This is a genomic window from Paraburkholderia sp. RL17-347-BIC-D, from assembly GCF_046027915.1.
Taxonomy (GTDB): domain Bacteria; phylum Pseudomonadota; class Gammaproteobacteria; order Burkholderiales; family Burkholderiaceae; genus Paraburkholderia.
This window is the reverse complement of record NZ_JARESS010000005.1, coordinates 165888-191230: the sequence shown is the minus strand read 5'-3', so window position 1 is coordinate 191230 and position 25343 is coordinate 165888. Positions and strand designations below refer to the sequence as shown.

The 25343-nt window shown below is 63.7% G+C and carries 21 protein-coding genes; 10 read left to right on the top strand and 11 right to left on the bottom strand.

Annotated elements, in window-relative coordinates:
- Window positions 1–31: 31 nt before the first annotated feature.
- On the bottom strand, window positions 32–838 hold the full coding sequence (locus P0D96_RS09655) for an ABC transporter permease (RefSeq protein WP_408313185.1): 807 nt from the start codon (window positions 836–838) through the stop codon (window positions 32–34).
- Window positions 835–1563 (bottom strand): ABC transporter ATP-binding protein, encoded by a 729-nt coding sequence (locus P0D96_RS09650; protein ID WP_408286734.1) that lies wholly within the window; start codon window positions 1561–1563, stop codon window positions 835–837. Before P0D96_RS09650 ends, P0D96_RS09655 begins: the two co-directional genes overlap by 4 nt.
- A gap of 158 nt (window positions 1564–1721) precedes the next feature.
- On the opposite strand from P0D96_RS09650, the gene P0D96_RS09645 reads away from it, so the two are divergent.
- On the top strand, window positions 1722–4223 hold the full coding sequence (locus tag P0D96_RS09645; RefSeq protein WP_408313183.1) for an AsmA family protein: 2502 nt from the start codon (window positions 1722–1724) through the stop codon (window positions 4221–4223).
- A complete protein-coding gene (locus P0D96_RS09640) occupies window positions 4223–4351 on the top strand; it encodes a hypothetical protein (RefSeq protein ID WP_279388571.1) in 129 nt (42 codons plus the stop codon). The genes P0D96_RS09645 and P0D96_RS09640 overlap by 1 nt, the downstream gene beginning before the upstream one ends.
- Window positions 4352–4509: 158 nt before the next feature.
- On the opposite strand, the gene P0D96_RS09635 is transcribed toward P0D96_RS09640, so the two are convergent.
- Window positions 4510–5004: a hypothetical protein gene (locus P0D96_RS09635; protein WP_091794435.1), complete on the bottom strand. Its 495-nt coding sequence runs from the start codon at window positions 5002–5004 to the stop codon at window positions 4510–4512.
- A 414-nt stretch (window positions 5005–5418) separates the two neighbouring features.
- Between P0D96_RS09635 and P0D96_RS09630 the strand changes: the two genes are divergently transcribed.
- From P0D96_RS09630 to P0D96_RS09620, 3 genes are all read left to right on the top strand, one after another.
- Window positions 5419–7038: a sensor histidine kinase gene (locus tag P0D96_RS09630; RefSeq protein ID WP_408313179.1), complete on the top strand. Its 1620-nt coding sequence runs from the start codon at window positions 5419–5421 to the stop codon at window positions 7036–7038.
- Window positions 7039–7117: 79 nt separating this feature from the next.
- Window positions 7118–7627, top strand: coding sequence for a response regulator (locus P0D96_RS09625; protein ID WP_408175526.1), 510 nt, complete (start codon window positions 7118–7120; stop codon window positions 7625–7627).
- 81 nt (window positions 7628–7708) lie between these two features.
- Window positions 7709–9682: a hybrid sensor histidine kinase/response regulator gene (locus P0D96_RS09620; protein WP_408313176.1), complete on the top strand. Its 1974-nt coding sequence runs from the start codon at window positions 7709–7711 to the stop codon at window positions 9680–9682.
- Window positions 9683–9794: 112 nt separating this feature from the next.
- Here the strand turns inward: P0D96_RS09620 and mscL are convergent, their stop codons facing one another.
- The 4 genes from mscL to mfd all read right to left on the bottom strand — a co-directional run bounded on the left by mscL (window position 9795) and on the right by mfd (window position 16302).
- Window positions 9795–10241 (bottom strand): large conductance mechanosensitive channel protein MscL, encoded by a 447-nt coding sequence (mscL, locus tag P0D96_RS09615; protein ID WP_310812031.1) that lies wholly within the window; start codon window positions 10239–10241, stop codon window positions 9795–9797.
- 88 nt (window positions 10242–10329) lie between these two features.
- Window positions 10330–11364 (bottom strand): threonine/serine dehydratase family protein, encoded by a 1035-nt coding sequence (locus P0D96_RS09610; RefSeq protein WP_408175522.1) that lies wholly within the window; start codon window positions 11362–11364, stop codon window positions 10330–10332.
- Between the two features lie 54 nt (window positions 11365–11418).
- Window positions 11419–12657, bottom strand: coding sequence for an acetylornithine deacetylase (gene argE, locus P0D96_RS09605; RefSeq protein WP_408313173.1), 1239 nt, complete (start codon window positions 12655–12657; stop codon window positions 11419–11421).
- A gap of 162 nt (window positions 12658–12819) precedes the next feature.
- On the bottom strand, window positions 12820–16302 hold the full coding sequence (gene mfd / locus P0D96_RS09600) for a transcription-repair coupling factor (protein ID WP_408313170.1): 3483 nt from the start codon (window positions 16300–16302) through the stop codon (window positions 12820–12822).
- 121 nt (window positions 16303–16423) lie between these two features.
- Between mfd and ispD the strand changes: the two genes are divergently transcribed.
- Window positions 16424–17137, top strand: a complete 714-nt coding sequence (gene ispD, locus P0D96_RS09595) for a 2-C-methyl-D-erythritol 4-phosphate cytidylyltransferase (protein ID WP_408175518.1) — start codon at window positions 16424–16426, stop codon at window positions 17135–17137.
- Between the two features lie 45 nt (window positions 17138–17182).
- Window positions 17183–17662 carry a 2-C-methyl-D-erythritol 2,4-cyclodiphosphate synthase gene (ispF, locus tag P0D96_RS09590; RefSeq protein ID WP_132374734.1) on the top strand — a complete coding sequence of 160 codons (480 nt, stop codon included), beginning with the start codon at window positions 17183–17185 and terminating at the stop codon, window positions 17660–17662.
- A gap of 83 nt (window positions 17663–17745) precedes the next feature.
- Here the strand turns inward: ispF and P0D96_RS09585 are convergent, their stop codons facing one another.
- The 3 genes from P0D96_RS09585 to ompR all read right to left on the bottom strand — a co-directional run bounded on the left by P0D96_RS09585 (window position 17746) and on the right by ompR (window position 20609).
- Window positions 17746–18294: a peroxiredoxin gene (locus P0D96_RS09585; RefSeq protein ID WP_408175517.1), complete on the bottom strand. Its 549-nt coding sequence runs from the start codon at window positions 18292–18294 to the stop codon at window positions 17746–17748.
- A gap of 186 nt (window positions 18295–18480) precedes the next feature.
- Window positions 18481–19830, bottom strand: a complete 1350-nt coding sequence (locus P0D96_RS09580) for an ATP-binding protein (RefSeq protein WP_095419485.1) — start codon at window positions 19828–19830, stop codon at window positions 18481–18483.
- A 44-nt stretch (window positions 19831–19874) separates the two neighbouring features.
- Window positions 19875–20609: an osmolarity response regulator transcription factor OmpR gene (gene ompR, locus P0D96_RS09575; RefSeq protein ID WP_006048917.1), complete on the bottom strand. Its 735-nt coding sequence runs from the start codon at window positions 20607–20609 to the stop codon at window positions 19875–19877.
- A 229-nt stretch (window positions 20610–20838) separates the two neighbouring features.
- Here ompR and P0D96_RS09570 point away from each other — a divergent pair, with 229 nt between their 5' ends.
- The 3 genes from P0D96_RS09570 to P0D96_RS09560 all read left to right on the top strand — a co-directional run bounded on the left by P0D96_RS09570 (window position 20839) and on the right by P0D96_RS09560 (window position 24320).
- On the top strand, window positions 20839–21159 hold the full coding sequence (locus tag P0D96_RS09570) for a hypothetical protein (protein WP_132374732.1): 321 nt from the start codon (window positions 20839–20841) through the stop codon (window positions 21157–21159).
- Between the two features lie 181 nt (window positions 21160–21340).
- Window positions 21341–22978: a DUF1800 domain-containing protein gene (locus tag P0D96_RS09565; RefSeq protein WP_408313165.1), complete on the top strand. Its 1638-nt coding sequence runs from the start codon at window positions 21341–21343 to the stop codon at window positions 22976–22978.
- Between the two features lie 97 nt (window positions 22979–23075).
- Entirely contained in the window at window positions 23076–24320 is a 1245-nt protein-coding gene (locus tag P0D96_RS09560; RefSeq protein ID WP_408313162.1) for a DUF1501 domain-containing protein, read from the top strand.
- 46 nt (window positions 24321–24366) lie between these two features.
- On the opposite strand, the gene P0D96_RS09555 is transcribed toward P0D96_RS09560, so the two are convergent.
- Window positions 24367–25191 carry a squalene/phytoene synthase family protein gene (locus P0D96_RS09555; protein WP_408286716.1) on the bottom strand — a complete coding sequence of 275 codons (825 nt, stop codon included), beginning with the start codon at window positions 25189–25191 and terminating at the stop codon, window positions 24367–24369.
- Window positions 25192–25343: the final 152 nt, after the last annotated feature.

Sequence of the window (25343 nt, the reverse complement as noted above, 5' to 3'; positions counted from 1 at the left end):
TTGAGGGCACAGCGGCGGGTCGGAGCGCGCCTCAGCGCCGCACCGCGGCCCGCTCGACCAGCCGCGCCGACAGAAAGCGGTGCTCCGCCGAAAAGAGCCGCCGGTACGTGAGCAGCACCGCGCCCACCGTCCCCAGGGCCGACGACGCGGCGATCAGGAACATGATCACGATCTGATAGCGCACCGCCTGCAACGGCGACTGCCCGGCCAGCACCTGGCCGGTCATCATGCCGGGCAGGCTCACCACGCCGACCACGGCCATCTGATTGAGCGTCGGCATCATGCCCGCGCGCACGGCTTGGCGCGCCGGCGCCTGCGCCGCTTCCCAGCGTGTCGCGCCTAGCGCGAGCGCCATGTCGACGCGGTCGCGCCGAGCGGTCAATTCCTCGGTCATCCGTTCGATGCCGAGCGACACGCCGGTCAGCGTATTGCCGAGGATCATGCCGAGAATCGGAATCGCATACTGCGGCTCGTACCACGGGTGAATGCGGATCACGACGAACAGCCCGACCGCGGCCACCAGCCACGAACTGACCCAGATCGACAGCACACTGTCCGCGCGTTGTCCGCGATACGTGCGGTTGCCGCGCTGCGCGCCCGCGAAGCCGGCGATCAGCGTCATCACGATCATCAGCGGCAGCACCACGTACCAGCGGTCGTAACGGAACACCCAGCCGAGCACGTAGCCGATCGCCAGCAACTGCACGACGGTGCGCACGGCGGCCCACGCCAGCTTGCGCTCGAGATCGAGCTTGAGCGCCACCGACACGGCACCGTTCACGACGATCAGCAGCGCCGCAATCGCGACATCCCACAGACTCAGGTTTTGCAATGTCATTGGCCGAACTCCTGGTGATCCTGATGCGCGGGCGGTAGCTCGCGATGCGCGGTTTCGTCGAGCACGCCGGCGCGCATGGTCAGATGCCGCGCGCTCATGCGCGTGGCTTGCGCCGGATCGTGGGACACCCAGATCGACGCATGACGCCCGGGATCGGCGTCGAACCATGCGTGCACCAGACCTTCGATCGCATGCGACGACTCCGGGTCGAGCGACGCGGTGGGTTCGTCGAGCAACAGAACCTCGGGCGCGAGTTGCAGCACGCGAATCAGCGCGGCGATCTGCGCCTCGCCGCCGGACAACTCGCTCGAGCGCTTGTCGAGAAAGTCGTCGCCGCGGCCGGCCTGAGCGGCGAGGCTCGCCGCGCGCGCGCGATCGAAACGCACGTCGTGATACGTGCGCAACTCGAACGGATAGCGCAGATTGTCTTCGACGCTGCCGTCGAGCAGCGCGGGCCGTTGCCGGATATACGCGACGTTGCGCCGGTAGCGCGGAATAGCGGTGCGCTCCACCGGCGCGCCATGCCACATGATGCGTCCCGCATCGAGCGGATCGAGCAGCGCAAGGGCGCGCAGGAACACGCTCTTGCCCGAGCCGGACGGCCCGGTGATGGCGACGCGGTCGCCCGCGTGCAACACGAAGGTGGTCGGCTGCAGTAGCGTCTGGCCGCGCACGGCATCGCGCCGGACGATGCCGTCGGCGAGGACGAAGGGAACATCGGTCATGAGTGAATTTGTAATGGGGGATGCGTAAGGTCGAAGCTCGCTGCGACCTGCGTGTGCAACATGATAAAACGGCAAAGGCATAGCGCTTGCCGGCCACGGACCGGGCACGCAACGTGCTGAACGGTGCTCAACGTAGAAAAAAATAGCGGAGCTTCTCAATGGCAGTGTCGAGCACGATCGGAAGGCGGATCGGGAAAATCATCGCATGGCTGCTGGCGATCATCGTCATTCTGATTGTCGCGCTGGCCATTTTCATCATGACCTTCGACTGGAACCGGGCAAGACCCTATATCAACGACAAGGTCACGCAAGCCATCGGCAGGCCATTCGCCATCAACGGCGATCTGAAGGTCGGCTGGCGGCATCCGGTCGGCGAGACCGGCTGGCGAGGCTGGGTGCCCTGGCCGCGTTTCTCGGCGGCCAATATCACCGTGGGCAATCCGGACTGGACCAAGCAGCCGCAGTTCGCCACGCTCGACGAGATCGACTTCCAGGTCAAGGTGCTGCCGCTGCTCGCGCACGATATCGTGATTCCCACGATCAACCTCGTGAATCCTTCGGTCGATCTGGAGCGCGTGCTCGACGGCCGCAACAACTGGACCTTCAAACTGGCGTCATCCAGCGGGCCTTCCGAATGGAAGCTCGATCTGCACGATATCGCCTTTGCCAAGGGCAATATCGCGCTATCCGATCAGCAGAAGAAGGTCGATTTGCAGATGGCGATCGACACGCTCGGCCAGCCGATTCCGATCGGCGAAGCGATGAAGCAGCAGGAAGCGGCATCGCGCAGTTCCTCGGCGCAGACAATCGGCAAGTCGGGTGCGAACAAACTGACGCAGCAGGCGAATGCGCAGGCGGCGTCGGAAGCCGCGGCGGCGTCCGCGGCGGCAGCCTCCGGCGCGTCGTCGACGGATATCACCGCGTCCGGTACGACGGCGGCCACGGGCGCTTCGGGCGGGCTGGTCGCGGGCGGCTCGAAGGGCGCCAGCCAGGCCGTCGCCGCGGGCGCGAGCGGGGCAGTCGTGGCGTCCGCGCCGGCATCGGCTTCGGGCGCGAGCGGGGCGCAAGCTCAGGGCGGCGCGAAGCAGGAGATTCCGCCGTACGCCATCGGCTGGACCGTCAAAGGGACTTACAACAAGACGCCGGTGTCGGGCAGCGGTAAGGTCGGCGGCGTGCTGGCGTTGCAGGACGCGAACCGGCCGTTCCCGGTGCAGGCCGATGTGAAGGCGGGCGATCTGCATGTCGGCCTCGTCGGCACGATCACCGATCCCGCGCATCTCGCGGCGGTCGATCTGCGCCTCTGGCTGCAAGGCAACAGCATGGCGCGCCTCTATTCGCTGACCGGCGTGACCTTGCCCGACACGCCGCCGTATGCGACCGAGGGGCGGCTCGTCGGCCAGTTCAAGTCCACCGGCAACGTCTTCAAGTATGAAAATTTTACAGGCCGGGTCGGCGGCAGCGATATCAACGGCTCGTTGACGTATACGGCGCGTGAACCGCGTCCGCTGTTGCAGGGCGAACTGGTTTCGCATCTGCTGCAATTCTCCGATCTGGCGCCGGTGATCGGCGCGGATTCGAACGCGAGCAAAGCCAAGCGCGGTGATGCGACGGCGCAGCCGTCCAGCAAGGCGTTGCCGGTCGAGGAGTTCCGCACCGACCGCTGGAAGGCGATCGACGCCGACGTGAAATTCACTGGCCGGCGCATCGTCAAGGACGTGAATCTGCCTATCACGGATCTGTACACGCACGTCGTGATGACCGATGGCGTGCTCTCGCTGGAACCGTTGAAGTTCGGCGTGGCCGGCGGCACGCTCGCTTCGGACATTCATCTGGACGGCAGCGCGACACCGCTCAAAGGACGCTTCGCGACGTCGGCGCGGCATTTGAAGCTCAAGCAGTTGTTCCCGAGCTTCAAGACGATGCAGAACGCGCTCGGTGAAATCAACGGCGACGCCGCGCTCACCGCGACGGGCAATTCGCCGGCGGCGCTCGCGGCATCGTCGAACGGCGAGGTCAAGGCGCTGGTGACGGACGGCACGGTGAGCCGCCTGCTGATGGAAGCGGCCGGGCTGAACGTGGCGAACGTGGTGTATGAAAAGCTGTTCGGCAATCGCGACGTGAAGATCAACTGCGCGGCCGCCGATTTTGTCGCGACCAACGGCGTGCTCGAGTCACGCGTCTTCGCGCTCGATACGGACGACGCCGTGATCGATATCGACGGCAACGTGAACATGCGTGACGAATCGTTGGATCTCGGCGTGCATCCGCATACCAAGGGTTTCAGGGTGTTCTCGCTGCGCTCGCCGCTCTATGTGAAAGGCACCTTCAAGGATCCGCACGTGGGCGTGAACGCGGCCGCGCTGGCGTTGCGCGGCGGCGCGGCGGTCGGCCTCGGTTTGCTCAATCCGTTCGCGGCGCTGATTCCGCTGCTCGCGCCGAGCAACAACAAGCCGTTGCCGTGCACGCAGTTGCTGGCCCAGGTCCGGCAGGCGCCGACTGCGCCGCCGCCGGGCACGAAGCAGCAGCCCAAGTCCGCCATTTCTCTGGATGGCGCGCCAGTGAACAAGTCTTCTGGCGGCGCTTCGTCGCCGGCTGCGACGGACAAGAAAAAGCCGGCGGTGATGTCGCCTGCCAGCGCGGCTGAATACAAGGGGAGTTGATGATGCCTTTCATCCTGCCTGCGGACTGGCTGAACTGGAGCTTCGGCGGCGGCCTGTCCTTGATTCTTTTGTGGCTCATCAGCGTGCCGCCCGGTGGCGACCACATCGATGACATCACGATGAAATGAGAAGGCGAAATGAGGCAAGGCGAGCGCTGAACGCGCGCGTGAACACATCACCTGAGATGACACGCCGAATCAAGGAAAGGTGATGACGCAACGCCGCCTGACGAGCTTTGCCAACAGACGGTGTTGCGAGTGTGAAGGTCTACCGTAAAGCTAAAGGTCTACCTGAGCGAGCGCGGCGCGGCGTCTCCGGCAGCATCCTGCCGACGCACCCCACGACGGGCGCCGCCAATGCGAGTCGCGCCGAATTCCGTCAGGATCTTGCCGCGAGCGCGGCTGGCGAACACCAGAAAGCCGAAACCGTCCGCCTCATACCAGTAGCCGCCGTTCTCGAGGCCGTCGAGCGGTTGCTCCAGCGCATTGGTAATCGATTCGATACAGCGACGTCGCAACTCCGCAGGTGCAGGATAGGGCGGTTGCGCGCCACGCACACTACACAGCAGCACATCGAGCCCTGGCAGCACATGTGCATAAAGGACAGGCTCGTCTTGCGCGCGAGCGCGCGCAATCTTGGTGTCGAGCTGGCCGAACGGCTTGAAATGCCGTAGTACCGCGAGGAACGACTCATCGCCGTCCACCTTCGCGCGTCTACGCTTTTTCGGGAAGGACATAAAAATTCGCCTGAAAAAGAATTGCAAGAAACGCAGCGTCCTCATGCGACCACTCCCGGCTTCGCGCGCCGCACGTCGATCTTTTATAGCATACGACAAGGCCGGATTCACGGTGATTCGACGATTACGCCGCCCCACCGCCTCCCGCACGAATCATGCCGAACCGCCTCGCCGCGCGCTTTCGCTTCCCAGCACATCTGTCTCCATCATAGACGCACGAGGCGCTGAAAAATCATCTCATACCAATAAAAAAGTCATTTTTGTGTGGACGAGCGCATCCTGCCGCTACGTTGAAATATCTCGAATTCACGTCGATAATGGCCCGTCCGGCTGCACTGCGCCGAGCTCGCCGATCCGGCACCGCAAAGTCCCGCCAGCGCGGCGCGGCGTGGCCGGTCACGCGAACCGCCGCGGCTTGAGTGACCGCTTGAGTGACTCTTTGCGACCCTTCGGGCGAACATGAAACTATTCACCAAGGGTCTGCTGCTGATTGCAGTGCCGAGCGTGGTCGAGCTGGCGCTTCTCGGCGTCGTCTTCGATACCCAGGAGCAGACAGCGCAGGCCGCGCAGTGGGTCACCAACAGCAAGCAGATCCTCTATCAGTCGTCGGCCATCGTCGATCCGTTGCTGCGTCAGGCGGCGCGGGTTCGCACGGCTATGGTCATCGGTGATGCGTCGCTGATCGACCGCCATACGGTGTGGGTCGATCTGGGCGACCGGCTGTCGAATCTCGAGGTGCTGGTCGCCGGCACGCCGCAGCAGGTCGAGCGTGTGCACAAGATGCAGCGGGCGATCGACGCATATCGCGCGCAGACTGTCGCGATCTCACAGGCGCTGCATGCGGGGCATCGCCCGAATTCGTTTGCCGCGCTGGAGACCGGCGCGTTGCCGCAGCAGATCGCGGTGTTTCGCGACGAGCTCGCCGCGTTCGGCGACGAGGCATCGCGGCTCGACGCCGAGCGCTCGGCCGCGCTCGCGCGGCGGCGGGACCGCCAGCAGTACGCGCTGATCGGCGCCGTGCTCGGCTCGATGCTGATCTGGGCGGCCACCGCGGTGGTCTTTGCGCGCAGCATCGGCCGGCGGCTGGAAGTGTTGGCCGATAACGCCGAACGTTTGGGCAGCGGGCGCACGCTCGCGCCGCCGCTGTCGGGTAAAGACGAGATTGCCGCGCTCGACACCGTGCTGCATCAGACGGGCGCGCGCCTGCGTGAGGCCGACGCCGAGCAGGCCATGCTGAAAACGCGGCTCGAAGCGCGCGCGCAAGAATTGGCGGGCGTCAACGAGGAACTGCGTCAGGAGACGCAAGATAATGAAATGTTCATCTACAGCGTGTCGCACGATCTGCGCTCGCCGTTGGTGAATCTGCAAGGTTTCTCGAAGGAGTTGCAGGTCTCGTGCGACGAGCTGGACAGCGTCGTCGAGGCGGCAAAATTGCCGGAGGCCGAGCATCGGCGCATGGCGCATATTCTCGACGGCGAGGTGCGCGAGTCCTTGCAATATTTGCGCGCGGCAGTGACGCGGGCCGCCGCGATCATCGACGCGCTGCTGCGCATCTCGCGCGCCGGCCGGCTCGAGTACCAGTGGCAACGTGTGAGCGTCGGGCGCGTGGTGGGACGGGTGGTCGACGCGCTGCAGGGCGCGATCGGGCAGCATGCGGCCGTGGTGACCGTGCGCGACTTGCCACCGGCATGGGGCGACCCGGGCGCGATCGAGCAGATTTTCAGCAACCTGATCGGCAATGCGTTGAATTATCTCGATCCGGCGCGCAATGGGCGTATCGAAGTCGGCGCGCTGGAACCCGAACCGGGCGAGCCGGGCGAGGCGGGCGAACCGCGCGCGGTGCGCATGCGCACGTATTATGTGCGCGACAATGGCCTCGGCATTCCGGCCGCGTATATGTCGAAAGTGTTCCGGGCATTTCAGCGCCTGCACGGCGACGTCGCTAGTGGCGACGGCATTGGCCTCGCGGTGGTGCGTCGCACGGTGGAGCGGCATGGGGGACGCGTGTGGGTCGAGTCGGCGGAAGGCGCGGGGTCGACGTTTTTTGTGGTGTTGCCGGAACAGCCCGCGCGTCTCTGAACAAGAGCGGGTAGACGCGGGAGCGGCGCGGATCTTCACAAGTGGCAGGCATCAACCAATCGTTCAGCACGGAGAGCATATGAGTCACGGGGAAACGGTCAGCATCGTACTGATCGAAGACGACGACGGCCACGCCACGCTCGTCGAGCGCAATCTGCGCCGTGCCGGCATTTCGAACGGTTTCGTGCGCTTTCGCGACGGCCAGCAGGCACTCGATTATTTTTTCGGTCCAACGCCGTCCCCGGCGGACGCCGCCGCGAGTTCCGCGGCCGATCCCGCTGACAGCGCTGTACCCGCGCGCGAAGATTTGATGAATTTCGTCGTGCTGCTCGATCTGAAAATGCCGCGGGTGGACGGCTTCGAAGTCTTGCGGCGTCTGAAAGAGTCGCCGCAAACCGCCGCCGTGCCGGTGATCGTCCTGACCACGACCGACGACCCGCGCGAAATCGCGCGCTGCTACGAACTCGGCTGCAATGTCTACATCACCAAGCCGGTCGAGTACGATGCGTTCATCGAAGCCGTGCGGCGCCTCGGGTTTTTCCTGCAGGTGGTCAAGCTGCCCTCGGGGCATCGTCTCGCGGCGCCGTGATGGAAGGTTCGCATGAAGCCGGCCGAAAGCCGCTCGTGACAAGATAGACCACTTGAAGACCCTAGCCAGAGAAGACTCCGCATGACCGAAGAAGTGTCCACGCAGCCTGCCGCGTACGTGCTGGTCGTCGATGACGACGAAGGCATCCTGCGGCTCGCGCGCAAGTCGCTCGAGCGCGCGGGCTGCCGGGTCGCGATCTGCGCCGGCGTCGAAGCGGCCCGTGAGCGGCTTGCGGGCGGCGGTCCCGACTTGCTGGTGCTCGACTATCAACTGAGCGGGCCCGAGACCGGCCTGGACTTCTTTCGCCGTTTGCGCACGGAAGGCGTGCGGATTCCCGCCATCCTCGTGACCGGTTTCACCGACGAATCGCGAGTGATTGAAGCGCTGCGCGCTGGCGTGTCCGATGTGGTGCCGAAATCCGGCGATTACCTCGATTACCTTCCTGAAGCCGTCGAACGGGTGCTCTCGCAAGTGCGCCTGCAGCGCGCATCGGACGAAGCCTTGCTGCTGCGCGATCGCGAGCAGCATTACCGCACCTTGTCGGAGGCCTTGCCGCACCTCGTCATGACCTGCAACGCCACGGGCGACTGCGATTTTCTGTCGAAGCAGTGGTACGACTATACGGGCCTCGCTGAAAGCTGTTCGTACGGTCTCGCCTGGCTCGACGCCGTGCATCCGGACGACCGCGAAGAGGTTCGCCGTAGCTGGCTGAAGGCGGTGTCGGACAAAGTCGGCGACTACCGGCACGAGTTGCGGATTCGCCGGCACGACGGCGAATACCGCTGGTTCGACGTCCGCGTGGTGGCGATGCGCGACGCCGAAGGCAACGTCAGCAAATGGTTCGGCAGTTGCACGGACATTCATTCGCAGCGCGAGGCGAACGAGGAGCGCGAACGGCTGCTGGCGTCGGAGCAGGCCGCCCGCCAGACCGCCGAAGAAGCCAATCGCGCCAAGGACCGCTTTCTCGCCATGCTGTCGCACGAATTGCGCACGCCGCTCACGCCAGTGCTGGCCGGCGCCAGCGTGCTGGAGATGATCCCGGATCTGCCCGATCAGGCGCGCGCGAGCGTGCGCATGATCCGCCGTAACGTCGAACTCGAAGCGCGGCTGATCGACGACCTGCTCGATCTCACGCGCGTGGCGAACGGCAAGTTGCGGCTGTCGCTCGAAACCGTCGACGTGCACGAGGTGATAGACAGCGTGCTCGAACTGTTTCGCAGCGAGATTCAGGTCAAGCAGCAGGACGTGCACGTCCATAAGGACGCCCAGCACCATTACGTGCTGGCCGATCGCGCGCGGCTGCAGCAGATGCTGTGGAACCTGATTCGCAATGCCGCCAAGTTCACGCCGGACGGCGGCCATATTTATGTGCGCACCCGCGACGAACGCATGCACGTGCAGATATCGGTCGAAGACACGGGGATCGGCATCGAGCCGAAGCAGATCGGCAAGCTCTTCAACGCGTTCGAGCAGGGCAATCAGAACATGACGCGGCAGTTCGGCGGCCTCGGCCTCGGACTCGCGATCACGAAAGCATTGACCGACGTGCACGGCGGCACGGTGACCGCGCAGAGCCCTGGCGCGCACTGCGGCGCAACCTTCACGATCACCTTGCCGACTGCCGCTGCGCCTGAGGTGACGTCACCGGTCGTGGTGCCGGACGAAGTGCATTCGGCCGGTCTGCTGAACATCCTGCTGATCGAAGACCATTTGGACACCGCCGAGGTCATGGAGCAACTGATTCGCAGCCTTGGCCATGAGGTCACGACCGTGGGCCGGGTCGACGACGCGTTGGCCGCGACTCAATCGCAGACCTTCGATCTGATCGTCAGCGATGTCGGTTTGCCCGACGGCACCGGCCTCGACTTCATCAAGGCGTTCCGCGAGCACTCGGACGCGCCCGCGGTCGCGTTGACCGGCTTCGGCACCGACGAAGACGTGCGTCGCTGCCTGAGCGCCGGCTTCACTTCGCACCTGACCAAGCCTGTCAACTTCGGCCAGCTCGAGACGATGATCGAAGGCGCGGTCAGTCAGAAGGAGCAGAAGGACGCTTGAGCGTGTGCCGCCGGCATCGGCGCTCGGTAAGGAAAAAGGCCTGTTGCGAGGGAATCGCAACAGGCCTTTTGCTTGCGGCTTGTGGCTGGCTCCGGCTGAGACGCCGGCATGCTCAACGCGGTGAGTTCTTCAACGAATCGCGGATTTCACGCAGCAGCAGCACGTCTTCCGGTGTCGGCGGCGGTTCTGCCGGTGCGGCTTCAGCCGGCTTGCGCAGATTGTTGATGAACTTGACCATCAGGAAAATGATGAACGCGAGGATCAGGAAGTTGATCAGCACGGTGATGAACGAGCCATAACCGAACACGGCAACACCCGCCGTTTGCAAGTCTTTATACGACTCGGGACTGCCCTTGAAGCTAGGTGGAATTGCACCGAGCCGAACGAACTTATTGGAGAAATCGAGGCCGCCGGTGGCAAGCCCGACAACCGGCATGATCAGGTCTTTAACAATTGAATTGACGATGGTGGAGAAGGCGCCGCCGATAATCACACCGACCGCGAGATCCATCACGTTGCCCTTGAGGGCAAATTCCTTGAATTCCTTGACCATGCTCATAGAGGTTCCTCCCAGAAGTCGATATTCGAATGATACCAACCTGAGATTGATAGGCTAGTCTTTTGCCGGGGAATGCGAGGATTGTTTTTTATTGAGGAAACAGTGACTCGCTATGTCGCGCGTGGTCTATATGCGTGGCAAATGTGACCGGGTCGGTATTGGTGCCGCACAGCAGAACACCCACGCGTTTGCCTTGCAACTGTTCGCGCAGCGGGCCGAGCAAGCCGGCGGTAGCCGCGGCGCAGGCCGGCTCGACCGCAAGCTTCAGTTGTCCGAACAAGGTCAACATGGCCGCGCGTAACTGGTCGTCGGAAACCGTGACGAGCTGATCGATATGACGGCGGCACAATTCGTAGCTGTATTCCTCGGTATGCGGCGACATGAGCGAGTCGGCAATGCCGTGCATCTGGCGCATCTTGACCGTGTGATTGGCGGCGAAACTCTTGCCCATGACATCCGCGCCTTCGGGTTCCACGCCATATACATGCACGTTCGGATTCGCGAGCCGCATGGCGGTCGCCACACCCGCCGCGAGGCCGCCGCCGCCGATCGGCACGATCACCGCTTCGAGATCCGGCGTTTGCGTGGCCCACTCGTAGCCAAGCGTGGCCGAACCCAGCACCGTGCGATAGCCGTTGAACGGATGCACGAAATAGCGGCCTTCTTCAGCCTCGATACGGCGCACCAGTTCGAATGCCTCGGCAATGTCTTGCGCGAACACGATCTCGGCGCGGTATTGCCGGCACAGCGCTACGCGCGCCGGATTGGCCGCGTGAAACAGCACGACCTTGGCGCTGATGCCGAGGCGCATGGCCGCATACGCGACCGCCACCGCATGATTGCCGCCCGACACGCAAGTGACGCCCGCGCTGCGTTGCGCTTCGTCCAGTGCGAGCAGATTGGTGAACGCGCCGCGCGCCTTGAAGCTGCCGCCCGCCTGCAACAGCTCGAACTTGAAGTTCACCACCGTGCCTTCCAGCGACGGAAAGTCCGCCCTGTCGAACACCGGCGTTCGCGTCACCCACGGCGTCAACGCAAAGTGCTGTGCGGCGATGTCGTCGAGCGTGGGGATCGGCTCCCCGTCGATCGTATGGTCGGTGTGTTGCGGCGTGGCGGTGGACATGGCGTGGGCGTGCTTGGGTCGGTATGGGTAAGACTCTTTCTACGCGCGTCAGTTTCAGCGCGCGTGCGCGTCGACCGACATGCTGTGAATGAATTTGTGCAGGAAACGCTCGCACGCCACCAGTTGATCCAGCGCGACGAATTCGTTGGGCTTGTGCGCCTGCTGAATGTCGCCTGGGCCGCATACGATGCTCGGAATGCCCGCCAGCGAGAAGAGGCCGGCTTCCGTGCCGTAGGCGACCTTGCGCCTGTCCTGATCGGCGGTCAGCGCGCGCACCAGTTGCGTGATGGCGGCTTGTTCAGACGAATCGAGTCCGGGCGCCGCGGCGATCTTCGTAATCTCGATCGCCGCCGATGGATGCTCGCGCAACATTTTCGGCAGCAGCGTTTCGCGTGCGTATTGATCGACGCGCGCGAAGATCGGTTCGGGATCGAGCGTGGGCAGGTTGCGGAATTCGAACTGGAACTTGCATTCGGCCGGCACGGTATTGATCGCATTGCCGCCCACGATCGTGCTGGTTTGCGCGGTGGTGAAGGGCACGTCGTACAGTTCGTCGAACGGGCCCTGCTCGCGGAACTGGTCGGCCATGTCGCGGATGTAGCAGATCAGCCGCGCGGCGTATTCGATCGCGTTCAAACCCTTCGGCGTAAGCGACGAATGCGCCGCCTGACCGCGCACACAGCACTGGTAAGCATTGATGCCTTTGTGCGCCACGATCGGCCGCATGCTGGTCGGCTCGCCGACGATGCAGCCGTCCGGCTTCACGCCGCGCTTCATCAGGTCGGCAATCAGGAGCGGCGCGCCCGCGCAGCCCACTTCCTCGTCGAACGACAGGGCAAAGTGAATCGGCTTCGCGAGTTTGGTGCGCTGCATCTCCGGTACGAGTGTCAGCGCCGCGCCGATGAAGCCTTTCATGTCGCAGGTGCCGCGGCCGTACAGCTTGTCACCGCGAATTTCCGGCTTGAACGGATCGCTGTCCCATTGCTGGCCGTCCACGGGTACGACGTCGGTGTGGCCCGACAGCACCACGCCGCCGTTCGTTTCGCCGTCGTGTGCGGGAATCGTCGCGAACAGGTTGGCCCATTTGCCGCTTTCGTCGTGCGTGAGCGTGGCCTGAATACCGACGGCACGCAATTCGTCGCGCACGGTTTCGATCAGGCCGAGATTCGGATTGCGGCTGACCGTGTCCATCGACACGAGACGGGTCACCCACGGGAGCGAGACAGGCGAGGAGGAATTCGAAGCGGAGGCGGACGATTGCGAAGACTGCGCTGATTCAGCGACGTGAGACATGACAAGACTCCGGCATTTAAGTCTTTCGATCATACCCAAAAAAAAGCCGTCCGTATGCTGCGGCGCGCGTTTGCGCACCGCAGCATGAACGAAAAAACGCTAGACGTCCCGCGTTTTTTAACGCCGCGCCAAGGCCGCATTAGCGCGGCGCGATCGACGAACTCATCGCGCAGCAGCGCTGGCCGCGGTGCCGCGGCTCGGCGTGCCGAGCGCGCGCAAGGTTTCCTTGACCGTGGCGACACGCACCGCGAGATCCGGGCTGCGCGTTTCGATACGCAGCTTGTCCTGGCCCGCGAGCTTGATGTGCTTGTGCTTCTGCACCATCTCGATGATCCGCATCGCGTCGATCGGCGGATTGGGGATGAACTGCAAGCCGATCACCGCTTCGCCGGCGTCGATCTTCGAAATACCCAGCGGCTTCGCCGCCAGCCGCAGACGATGCGTCTCCACCAGCGCATGCGCTTGCGGCGGCAACTTGCCGAAACGGTCGATCAATTCTTCCTGAATGCCGTCGATCGAATCGTTGTGTTCGCAATTAGCCAGCCGCTTGTAGAGCGACAGACGCTCCTGCACATCACCGCAATAGTCCGCCGGGAGAATCGCCGGCGCGTGCAGGTTGATCTCGGTGGTCGCGGCGAGCGGTGCGGTGAGGTCGGGCTCCTTGCCTTCCTTGAGCGCCTTCACGGCGTCGTTCAACATGTCGGTGTAGAGCTGGAAGCCGATCTCGTGAATCTCGCCGGACTGTTTGTCGCCGAGCACTTCACCCGTGCCGCGAATCTCGAGGTCGTGCATGGCCAGATAGAAGCCTGAACCGAGTTCTTCCATCTGCTGGATCGCTTCGAGGCGGCGTTGCGCCTGTTTGGTCAGCCCTTGCGGATCGTGGACCAGCAGATACGAATACGCCTGGTGATGCGAACGGCCTACACGGCCACGCAACTGATGCAATTGCGCGAGACCGAACTTGTCGGAGCGATGAATCAGGATCGTATTGGCGCTCGGCACGTCGATACCGGTTTCGATAATCGTCGTGCACAGCAACACGTTGGCGCGCTGCGCAACGAAGTCGCGCATCACGCGTTCGAGTTCGCGTTCATGCATCTGTCCATGCGCGACCGCGATACGCGCTTCGGGCACCAACGTTTCGAGCATCTGCCGGCGATTTTCGATCGTCTCGACTTCGTTGTGCAGGAAGTAGACCTGGCCGCCACGCTTCAACTCGCGCAGCATGGCTTCGCGAATCACGCTGTCTTCCTCGCGCCGCACGAAGGTTTTGATCGCGAGGCGCTTTTGCGGCGCGGTGGCGATCACGGAGAAATCGCGCAGGCCTTCGAGCGCCATGCCGAGCGTACGCGGGATCGGCGTGGCGGTGAGCGTGAGCACGTCCACTTCGGCGCGCAAGGCCTTCAAGGCCTCTTTCTGACGCACGCCGAAACGGTGTTCCTCGTCGATGATCACGAGTCCCAGCCGCTTGAACTGCACGTCGGACGAGAGCAGCTTGTGCGTGCCGATTACGATATCGACACTGCCGTCGTTGATCTGCTGGATCGCCGCGCTGACTTCCTTGGTCGATTTGAAGCGCGACAGTTCGGCGATCCGCACCGGCCAGTCGGAGAAGCGGTCGTTGAAGGTTTGTGTGTGCTGTTCGGCGAGCAGCGTGGTGGGCGAGAGCAGCGCAACCTGCTTGCCGCCCATTACCGCGATGAACGCCGCACGCAGTGCCACTTCGGTCTTGCCGAAGCCGACGTCGCCGCACACGAGGCGATCCATGGGTTTGCCGCTCGTCATGTCGCCGATCACGGCCGCGATGGCCGCAGCCTGGTCGGGCGTTTCCTCGAAGCCGAAACTCTCCGCGAACTTCACGTAGTCTTTCGGTTCGAGCGCGAACGCATGGCCCGAACGGGCGGCGCGGCGCGCGTAGAGATTCAGCAGTTCGGCCGCGGTGTCGCGGATCTGCTGCGCGGCCTTGCGTTTGGCTTTTTCCCACTGGCCTGAGCCGAGCGAGTGCAGCGGCGCGCTTTCTGGATCGGCGCCGCTATAGCGCGAGATCACGTGCAACTGCGCGACCGGCACGTAGAGCTTGCTGTCGCCCGCGTATTCGAGGTGCAGGAACTCGGTCTCGCCTTCGCCGAGATCCATGGTCACGAGTCCCATATAGCGGCCGATGCCGTGCTGCGAATGCACGACCGGATCGCCCACTTTGAGCTCGGACAGATCGCGCACCATCGAATCGACGTTGCTCGCCTGTTCCTGACGGCGGCGCCCCGAGCGACGCGCGAGCGGACCATACAGCTCGGTTTCGGTGATGATCGCGATGCCGTCGACCGGCACGGCAAAACCGTTGGCGAGCGGCGAGACGCCCAATGAAAAGCGCTCGTCGCTCGTGAGCCAGTCCTGGAAGCTGTCGCTCGATACCGGTCGCAGATGATTGTCGGCGAGCAACTGCAACAGCGTTTCGCGCCGGCCCGCCGATTCGGTGGCAAACAGCACGCGGTTCGGCGTGGTGTCGAGATACGCGCGCAAGGCTGCGACCGGATCTTCCGCATGACGATCGATCGCGAGATTGGGCAACGGCGTCGACCAGCCGCCGCCGGCGTTGGCGGGCAGCGAGAGCCGCGCGAACGGTTTGGCGAGCGTGAAGAAGTCTTCGTCCGACAGGAACAGGCGCTGCGGCTCCAGAATCGGCCGGTCGCGGTCGTGCGAGAGGAAGTTGTAGCGCTGCTTCGTGTCGTTGGTGAAGCGCCGGATCGCCGCCTCGAGATCGCCGACGAACGCCAGTTGCGCGCCTTGGGGCAGGTAATGGAACAGCGTGGCCGTGTCGTCGAAGAAGAGCGGCAGATAGTATTCGATCCCCGCGGACGGCACGCTGTTGCCGATGTCCTTGTAGATCGACGCGCGGCTCGGGTCGCCCTCGAAGGTCTCGCGCCAGCGGCTGCGGAAAGCGGTGCGGGCGGCTTCATCGAAGGGAAATTCGCGGCCCGGCAAGAGGCGCACGTCTTTCACCGGGTACAGGCTGCGCTGCGTGTCCGGGTCGAACGCGCGGATCGAGTCGACCTGGTCGTCGAACAGGTCGATCCGGTAGGGCAAGGGCGAGCCCATCGGATAGAGATCGAGCAGCGAGCCGCGTACGCAGTATTCGCCCGGACGCACCACCTGGCTTACGTGTTCGTAGCCGGCCAGGGTCAACTGCGCCTTGAGCTTCGCTTCGTCGAGGCGCTCGCCTTGCGAGAAGGAGAACGTGTACGCCGCCAGGAACGAGGCGGGCGGCATGCGGTACAGCGCCGTGGTGGCGGGCACCAGCAGGATGTCGCAGCGGCCTTCGCCGAGATCGTGCAGCGTGGCGAGGCGCTCCGAGACCAGATCCTGATGCGGTGAAAAGGTATCGTAAGGGAGCGTTTCCCAGTCTGGCAGCAGGCGCACGCGCGCCTCGGGCGCGAAAAAGCCGATTTCTTGTGCCAAACGCTGCGCATCGACGGCGCTTTCGCACACGACCGCCAGCAGCGGCACCTTCTCGCGATAGGCGAGATGGTAGCGGGCGATCAGCAGCGCGTCGGACGAGCCGTGCGTGCCGTCGAAGGCGAAACGCTGGCCGGCCTTGACGAGCGCGACGGGCGGGGAGTACTGCGATGATGCGGCGATGTCTGGCATAGATGAGAAAAAGCGGCCTCAGGCTCACACGTGACCGGCAAGTTTACGCGTGTCGGGGCGTGGATGCGAAGGACCTATTATAAAATCCGTCCTTTACTTTGACTTCGCGGCATCCGCACTCGTGACTTCCCGTCTATTTGCCCTGATTCCGTGCGCTGGCACCGGCAGCCGTTCCGGCGCCGCGATGCCCAAACAATATCGCACTGTCGCCGGCCGCGACATGTTGCATTACTCGCTGGCGGCATTCGACGCCTGCAGCGAGTTTGCGCAAACCCTCGTCGTGATCGCCCCGGACGACGCGCACTTCGACGGCCGCCGCTTCGGCGGCTTGCGTTTTGCCGTGCGCCGCAGCGGCGGGCCCTCACGCCAGGCGTCGGTGCTCAACGGCCTGCATGCGCTCGCCGAGTTCGGCGCGCGTGACGACGACTGGGTGCTCGTGCACGACGCGGCGCGGCCGGGCATCACGCCCGCGCTGATCCGCACGCTGATCGGCGCGCTGAAGGACGACGCGGTGGGCGGCATCATGGCCTTGCCCGTGGCGGACACGCTGAAACGGATCGACGCTAGCTCGTCCGACGGCCGGATCGCCCGCACCGAGGCGCGCGATGGCTTGTGGCAGGCGCAGACGCCGCAGATGTTCCGCATCGGCATGCTGCGCGAGGCGATCCTGCGCGCGCAGGCCGACGGTCACGACCTGACGGACGAAGCGAGCGCTATCGAATGGCTGGGCTATGCGCCGAAGCTGGTGCAGGGCAGCTTGCGCAACTTCAAGGTGACATATCCGGAAGACTTCGATCTGGCCGAGGCGATTCTGAGCCGGCCGGCGGCTGCGTGATCAGCGATTTCAATTTTAGTGAGCGGACTTGAGGACTTGACGCATATGGATTTCAGAATTGGGCAAGGGTATGACGTGCATGCGCTGGTGCCGGGACGTCCGTTGATCATCGGCGGCGTGACGATTCCCTATGAGCGCGGCCTGCTCGGCCATTCGGACGCGGACGTGCTGCTGCACGCCATTACCGACGCCATTTTCGGCGCCGCCGCGATGGGCGATATCGGCCGGCATTTCTCCGATACCGACGCGAAATTCGCCGGCGCCGATAGCCGCGTGTTGCTGCGTGAATGTTTCGCGCGCGTGAAGGCGGCGGGTTTTTCCATCGCCAATGTGGATAGCAGCGTGGTGGCGCAGGCGCCGAAGCTGGCGCCGCATATCGAGGGCATGCGCGCCAATATCGCCGCGGATCTTGATCTGCCGATCGAGCGGGTCAACGTCAAAGCCAAGACCAATGAGAAGCTCGGTTATCTCGGCCGAGGCGAGGGCATTGAAGCTCAGGCTGCGGTTCTGCTGATCAAGAACTGATTGGTTTTACAAAGCGCGCAGCGGCGGGAGCCTCGCCGCGTTGCGCGCATTCAAGCCCTAGGCGGGCTTTTCACCAGCACCGCTTAGAGCGTGTCGCCGCCGACTTCGCGGTTGCAAGCACACGGCTCGTCCGTTTGCAAGCCGTCCAGAATGCGCAGCACTTCTTCCGGGTTGCGGCCCACGTTCAAATTGTTCACCGACACGTGCTGGATCGTGTTGTCCGGATCGACGATGAAGGTGGCGCGCAACGCGACGCCGGCTTCCTGGTCACGCACGCCCAGCTGGTCGATCAGCTCGCCCTTCACGTCGCCGAAGGCGTAGTGGTTCAGCCTGTCCAGGTCCTTGTTCGCGCGGCGCCATGCCAGTTTCACGAATTCGTTGTCGACGCTGCCGCCCATCAACACCGCGTCGCGCTCTTCGAAATCTTTGGCCAACTTGGCGAATTCGACGATTTCCGTCGGACACACAAACGAGAAATCCTTCGGGTAGAAGTAGATGATCTTCCACTTGCCCGGGAACGACTGCTCCGTGATCTCTTCGAACGCCGACATGCCGTTCTCTTCATGATGGTTGAAGCCCGGCTTCGCGGCAGTGACGGTGAACGCTTCGAGTTTATCGCCAACGGTTCTCATGGAAGTGCTCCTTCGTGTGTCGGAAAACAGCATGCTTTCAGGCTACCAACTCGCCGCAACGAGCGCGTTCCATGTGATTCGCGGTCGTGCTATTGAATTATCTGTCCGATAGCTATAAATAACTAACCGGGTGGTTATTATTCGACGCGGCATATCCTCACGAAGGACGGATGACGCCCGTTCCGATCAGATGCCCTTGGCGAGCGGAAACTCGATGGTGACCTCCAGACCCGGTCCAGGCGTGCGATTGCGCAAGCGCAGCGCGCCTCGGTAACGGCCCACGAGGCGCTGGACGATGGCCATGCCAAGGCCCGTGCCGTTCGCCTGAGTGCGCGCCGAATTCACACGATAGAACGGCCGCGTGACAAGCGCCAACTGGTCTTCCGGAATACCGGGGCCTTCGTCGACCACGGACAGCTCGACCCGCGAGTGCGACACCCGCGTTTCCAGAATCACGTGCGGAATGCCGTCGCCGTCGCTCAGACCATACTTGCGCGCGTTTTCCAGCAGGTTGCCGACCACCCGCCGCATGTCGGTTTCGTCGGCTTCGATCACCGCCGACGGCGCGAGCCGCGTGATCAGGCGCATGCTGTCTTCGCTCTGCATGCGCGCGGCCAGTTCTCCCGCGATCACGGACAGGTCCACGGGTTCCGGCACGCGCTGCACCGGGCGCGCGTAATCGAGGAACCGGCCGATGATCATGTCCATCTGCTCGATGTCGTCGACCATCGCATCTTTGGTGGCCTGGTCGGACGGGCTCATTTCGGTTTCGAGCCGCAGCCGCGCGAGCGGGGTGCGCAGATCGTGCGAGATGCCCGCGAGCATCAGCGCGCGGTCGGCCTCGAGCTGTTCGAGGTCCTGCACCATTTGATTGAAACTGCGATTGGTTTCCGCGGCGACGCCCATGCCGCGCTCGGGCAGCGGCTCCGGCGACTGCCCGGAGCCGACCTTGCGCGCGGCCATGGCGAGGCGCGCGAACGGACGGTTCACGAGACTCGTGATGAATGCCGCGCCGAACAGCGACAGCGCCAGCGCGAACACGCCCCAGCCGGCCCATTGCAAACCGGTGGCGTTGTCGAGCTGATCGCGGTCGAGCGCGACCCAGTAGTCGTCGTCGTCGATCTTGAAGCTGATCCAGACGCCGGGGATGTCGTTCACGCTCTGGGCAATCACGGTGTCGTCGCCGAGACGGCCGCGAATGTCGTGTTCGATCAGCCGGTTCAGCGACTCGTCGGGCTGCAACTTGTACTTGTCGGTGGTTTCGCGCGGGTACACGCGCACCCCTTCATTGCTTTCCAGATCCTGCAGCAAGGCGCGCCGCAGGTCGGGATCGGAATAGAGGAGTGCGGTGCGCGTGAGCTTGACGATGGCGACGAGCTGCAACGCCACGCGCTGCGCGCGCGGCTCGCGTTCGATCACCCGGAAGCTCTGGAACCAAGCGGCGAGACTGACTGCGATCAACAGCGCGATCAACAGAAAGGTCCGCCAGAAAAGGCCGCCGAACGCGAGCGTCAGGAGGCGCCGGTCGATCCGCATGGGCCCTTCTTATCTAGAATCAAAAGCAGCAGATGAAAACAAACTCAGGCTGCACCGTCGGGGATGAACACGTAGCCCAGACCCCAGACGGTCTGAATGAAACGCGGGCTGCCCGGATCGGGTTCGATCAGCTTGCGCAGACGCGAGATCTGCACGTCGAGACTGCGGTCGAAGACTTCGTACTCACGGCCGCGTGCGAGCTCCATGAGCTTTTCACGCGACAGCGGCTGGCGCGGGTGACGCGCGAACACCTTGAGCACCGAGAACTCGCCCGTGGTCAGCGGAATTTCCTGGCCGGCCTTGGTGAGCGTACGGGTGGCGAGATTCAACGCGAACTCGCCGAACTCGAACACCTCGGTGGTTTCGGACGGCGCGCCCGGCAACTCCGAAGGCGACTGGCGGCGCAGCACCGCGTGGATGCGTGCAACCAGCTCGCGCGGGTTGAACGGCTTGGGTAGATAGTCGTCGGCGCCCATTTCGAGGCCTACGATCCGATCGACGTCTTCGCCCTTGGCCGTCAGCATGATGATCGGCGTGCGGTCGTTGCTGCCGCGCAGGCGCCGGCAGATCGACAAACCATCTTCGCCTGGCAGCATCAGATCGAGCACCAGCAGGTCGAAGCGCTCACGCACCCAGAGCTTGTTCATGGACGGCGCGTTCTCGGCGACATAGACATTGAAGCCCTGTTCACCGAGGTAGCGGCGCAGCAGATCGCGCAGGCGCGGATCGTCGTCGACGACGAGGATTTTCGAAGGGTTTTTAGTTTCCATGGTCGGCATCTTAGCGCGATTAGAAAGTGGTGCGCGTTTGCATCATTTAACGGGTTACAGTCAGTTACAAAATTTACCCGCACTGTGGCACGACGTAAAGCGGGGGCAGGTAGACTCCTTTACTGAATGCGGCTGTTCGGTGGATACTTCACACGACTAAAACTATCGCACCCGGCTCGTTACCGGGGTTCGTATACGCATTTGAGGTAGCCGGTTGCCGCGCCACGAAGGGAACAACATGAAGGGAGGGGTTTGGCCGAATGTGCGCCTAAGCGTGATTGCACTGGCGGTAGCCGGTACGCTTGCAGGCTCACTAGGACCAACGCTCGCCCATGCCCAGCCTTCCGCCGACAGAGCTGCGAGCGAGCACGCGCCCAAGCAGGGCAAGCCCAGCCGCCACAACCCGAACACCGACCACCCCGCATCAGACGTCATGTTGCGCACCGCAGTTCCCCCCGATCTTGATCAACGTCGTCGTGACGGTCATATGACGCCCGACGAACGGCGTCTGTTACGGCAGCATATCGAAGACGCTGTCCGCGAACTTTATAAACGGTAGCTATTATCGTGCCAGCCCTCGGCACGCGTTCACGCTTCTGCCCCGCGTGAAAGAATTCATCGCATTTCCCCCGTCAACTTTCCCGTTCAGTCTGCCGTTGAGCCGTCAGAGCGAAGCGCGCCATGCACGCACTGCACGCGCCAACGCCTGTTCCATGACGTCGCGCCAATCTTGATGACCGATGATGAAATTGCTCACGCGTGGTAGTCATGGCCGCCGGTTCGCAGCATCGGCGATTGCGCTGGCGGTGGTGGCATGTGGCGGACCGGCCGCCGCTGTGCAGCCGGGCGCGACCCATGGTCAACAGTTCAGGCACCGTGTGGCGACCGCCGATGAGCGTGCAGCTTCAGAGCGCGAACAGAGCATCCTCGGTGCCGACGATGCGCGCTTCTTCCTGACGCGCGTCGGCTTCGCGCCGGATAGCGCCGAGCTTGCGCAATACGTTGGACTCACGCGAGCGCAGGCGGTCGACAAGGTACTCGCGAGCACTCGAACCGAGGCGGTCACGCCGTTGCCCGACTGGGTCCTCGAACCGATTCCGACACGCGAGACGCGCAAGGCGTGGAGCGACGATCAACGTCGCGAAGCGCTGCGCCTGCGTGGCCAGCGTTACGAACTATTACGCGCGTGGTGGGTGCGCGAGATGTTGACCACGCCGTCGCCGTTCACCGAGCGCATGACGCTCTTCTGGCATAACCACTTCACGTCGGGTCAGGACAAGGTGCCGTATCCGCAGCAGATGGCGCTGCAGAACATGTTGTTGCGGCGAGACGCGCTCGGCCACTTCGGCGAGCTGTTGCACGACGTCGCCAAAGATCCGGCGATGCTGCAATATCTCGACGGCGCGAGCAATCGCAAGGGCAAGCCCAACGAAAATTTTGCCCGTGAAGTGATGGAGCTGTTCACGCTCGGCGAAGGGCATTACACGCAGCGCGACGTGTCGGAGGCTGCACGTGCGTACACCGGTTGGAGTCTCGATCCGGACACGCAGGCCTACGTGTGGCGCGCCAGCCAGCACGACGACGGCGAGAAGACCGTGCTCGGCGAGACGGGGCCGTTCGACGGCGACCAGGTGCTCGATATTCTGCTCGCACGGCCGGAAACGGCGATCTTCGTGACCACCAAACTGTGGCGAGAGTTCGTCTCGGATACGCCGGACCCGTCGCGCATCGAACCGATCGCGGCGCGGTTTCGCGCGAGCCACTTCTATATCAAAATCGCGTTGCGCGGTGTCTTCCTGAGCGACGCGTTCTGGGACGACGACAATCGCGGCGTCCTCGTGAAGTCGCCGGCGGAGTTCGTGGTCGGCACGCTGCGGGCGTTCGACATCGGCTACGACAACCCTGCGCCGTTCGCCTCGCAAATCCGCGCGCTCGGCGAGAACCTGTTCTATCCGCCGAACGTCAAAGGATGGCCGGGCGGCACGACATGGATCAACAGTTCCACGCTGCTCGCCCGCAAGCAATTCGTCGAGCAGCTGTTTCGCGCGACCGAGGCCGCCGGTCCGCGGCGCATGACCAATCCGATGAACGCAGAGTTCGCGGCAAGCGGCGCGATGCCGGACATGCAGACGGCGCCAGCGCCGCAACGCACGATGGCGCGAGCCGCTCAAGGTGGCAAAGGTGGCGTACGCTTCGACATCGAGACGTGGCTCGCGCACTACAACACCGCGCCGACGGCCAGGCCGGGCGTGTCGGCCGAGTTGCAGTTGCAGCATGCGGTCTTGCCGCTCACGCCGGTGGATGCGATCGAAACCGGTTCGACCGCGAGTGCGTATCTGGAGGCATTGCTGATGGACCCGGCGTATCAACTGAAGTGAGGTGAGCAGCTGAAATAAGCACGCGCCAGGCCGCTAAAAAGAATATGTCTGTCGACGGCGACACGATTCGCGCCGCGACAATCGAACGAGGTGCAGGATGAAACGACGCAGCTTTCTCTCGATGAGCGCGGCCGCCAGCGCAACACTCTGGCTGCCCCGCGCGTTCGGCGCGCAGATGGCGGCGCCGGGCGCGTCTCCGGCACGCGGCTACGACAACCTGTTGATTCTCGTCGAACTGAAGGGTGGCAACGACGGTTTGAATACCGTGATTCCCTTTGCCGATCCCGCCTACTACCAGTTGCGCAGGAACATCGGCATCAAACGCGAGCAGGCGATTCAACTCGACGAGCGCACCGCGCTGCATCCGTCCTTGCAACCGCTGATGCCGCTGTGGCGCGGCCAGCAACTGGCGATCGTGCAGGGCGTGAGCTATGCGCAACCGAACTTGTCACATTTCCGCTCGATCGAGATCTGGGACACCGCGTCACGTTCCGACCAATACTTGCGCGAGGGATGGTTGACGCGCGCGTTTGCGCAGACGCCGGTGCCCGCCGGTTTTGCCGCCGACGGCGTGGTGATCGGCAGCGCCGAGATGGGGCCGCTCGCGAACGGCGCGCGTGCGATCGCGCTGGTCAATCCGGCGCAGTTCGTCAAGGCTTCGCGGCTCGCGAAGCCGGTATCGCTGCGTGAGCGCAATCCCGAACTGGCGCATATTCTCGACGTCGAAAACGACATTGTGAAAGCCGCCGACCGGCTGCGTCCCGCGCAAGGACAGGCTCAGTTGAAAACCGTGTTTCCCGGCGGCGCGTTCGGCAGCTCGATCAAAACGGCGATGCAGGTAGTGGCGGCGGGTGAAGCTCCGAAGAAAGTTTCTTCGGGAAACGCGCCACAAGAACAGCCGAAGCGTGGCCAGGGCGTCGCGGTGATCCGCCTCACGCTGAACGGTTTCGACACGCACCAGAATCAGCCAGGTCAGCAGGCGGCGCTGCTCAAGCAGCTCGCTGAAGGATTGATGTCGATGAAGTCGGCGCTCGTCGAACTCGGCCGCTGGGACGATACGCTGGTGATGACCTATGCCGAGTTCGGCCGGCGTCCGCGTGAGAATCAGAGCAACGGCACCGATCACGGCACCGTGGCGCCGCATTTCGTCATGGGTGGACGCGTGCGCGGCGGCTTATATGGCGTGCCGCCGGTGCTGGCGCGGCTCGACGGCAATGGCAACTTGCCGGTCGGCGTCGATTTCCGGCAGCTTTACGCCACCGTGCTCGGGCCGTGGTGGGGACTCGACGCGTCGACGATTCTGCAGCAGCGGTTCGAGCCGCTGCCGTTGCTACGTGTCTGACAACGTGCTGTGAGCGCAACTGGGCTGATGCAGCCGCGCCGGTCGATCACCTCGCGCGCCACGCGATCCACAGCTTGCGGATCGGCGTCAACGCGATGCGCTGATGCAGAACGTGATAGCCGTCGCGTTCGATTTCATCCAGCAAGGCCAGCGCCAATGCCGCCTGCGCGACGAGCGTGCGCTGCGAGCGGCGCTTGCTTGCAGGCACGGCGCCGAGCGCGGTCTGCAACGCATCGCGGGCGCGCTTGGTCTCGAAGCGCATCAACTCGGTGAACGCGTCGCTATATTTTCGATTGATCAGGTCCGCGGCAGTCACATTGAAGCGCTGCATTTCGTCGATGGGAATATAGATGCGGCCGTGGCGCGCGTCATTGCCCGTTTCGACGACGATCTGCGCGAGCAGCAGCGCCTCGCCAAGCGGTGCGGACCAGTTCGACGCCTGCGCGGGATCTTTCGCCGTCGCGCGCGCGATCAACGACGCGAAGGTGCCACCCACGCCTTGCACGTAGCGCCGCAGATTCGGGTAGTCGAGATAACGCGCCTGGTCGAGGTCCATCTCGAAGCCGGCGAGCAACGCCTGCAGCGCCGGGTACTCGGCTTTCACATCGGGCAGATAGGCTGCCAGCGCCTTGGACACCGGATGCGACGGCGAGCCCGAAGCCAGTGCGGCGAGCTCGTTTTGCCACCACGCGAGTTTCGTGCGGCCGATGGCCGGATCGCTGGTCTCCTTGACCGTTTCCTCGAACTCACGGCGCAGCGCGAACAGCGCGGTCAACAGCGGCTGGGTGGCTGCGGGCGCCTGCCGAAGCGCATAGTAAGTGCTCGATCCGGGCGGCGCCGCTTTCTGCTGGCAATATTCGTCGAAATTCACTGGATTGGAAATGTGGGGAAGGGCAGGCGAAGAAGGGGCACGCCGTGCGTGCATCAAGCCAAAAATTGTAGCATCGGCGCCGCCCGGACAGATGCCAGGCAAATGCAGACAAGTGCGAATCAATCGGTTAGAATCTCGCGCTTACGCTTTCG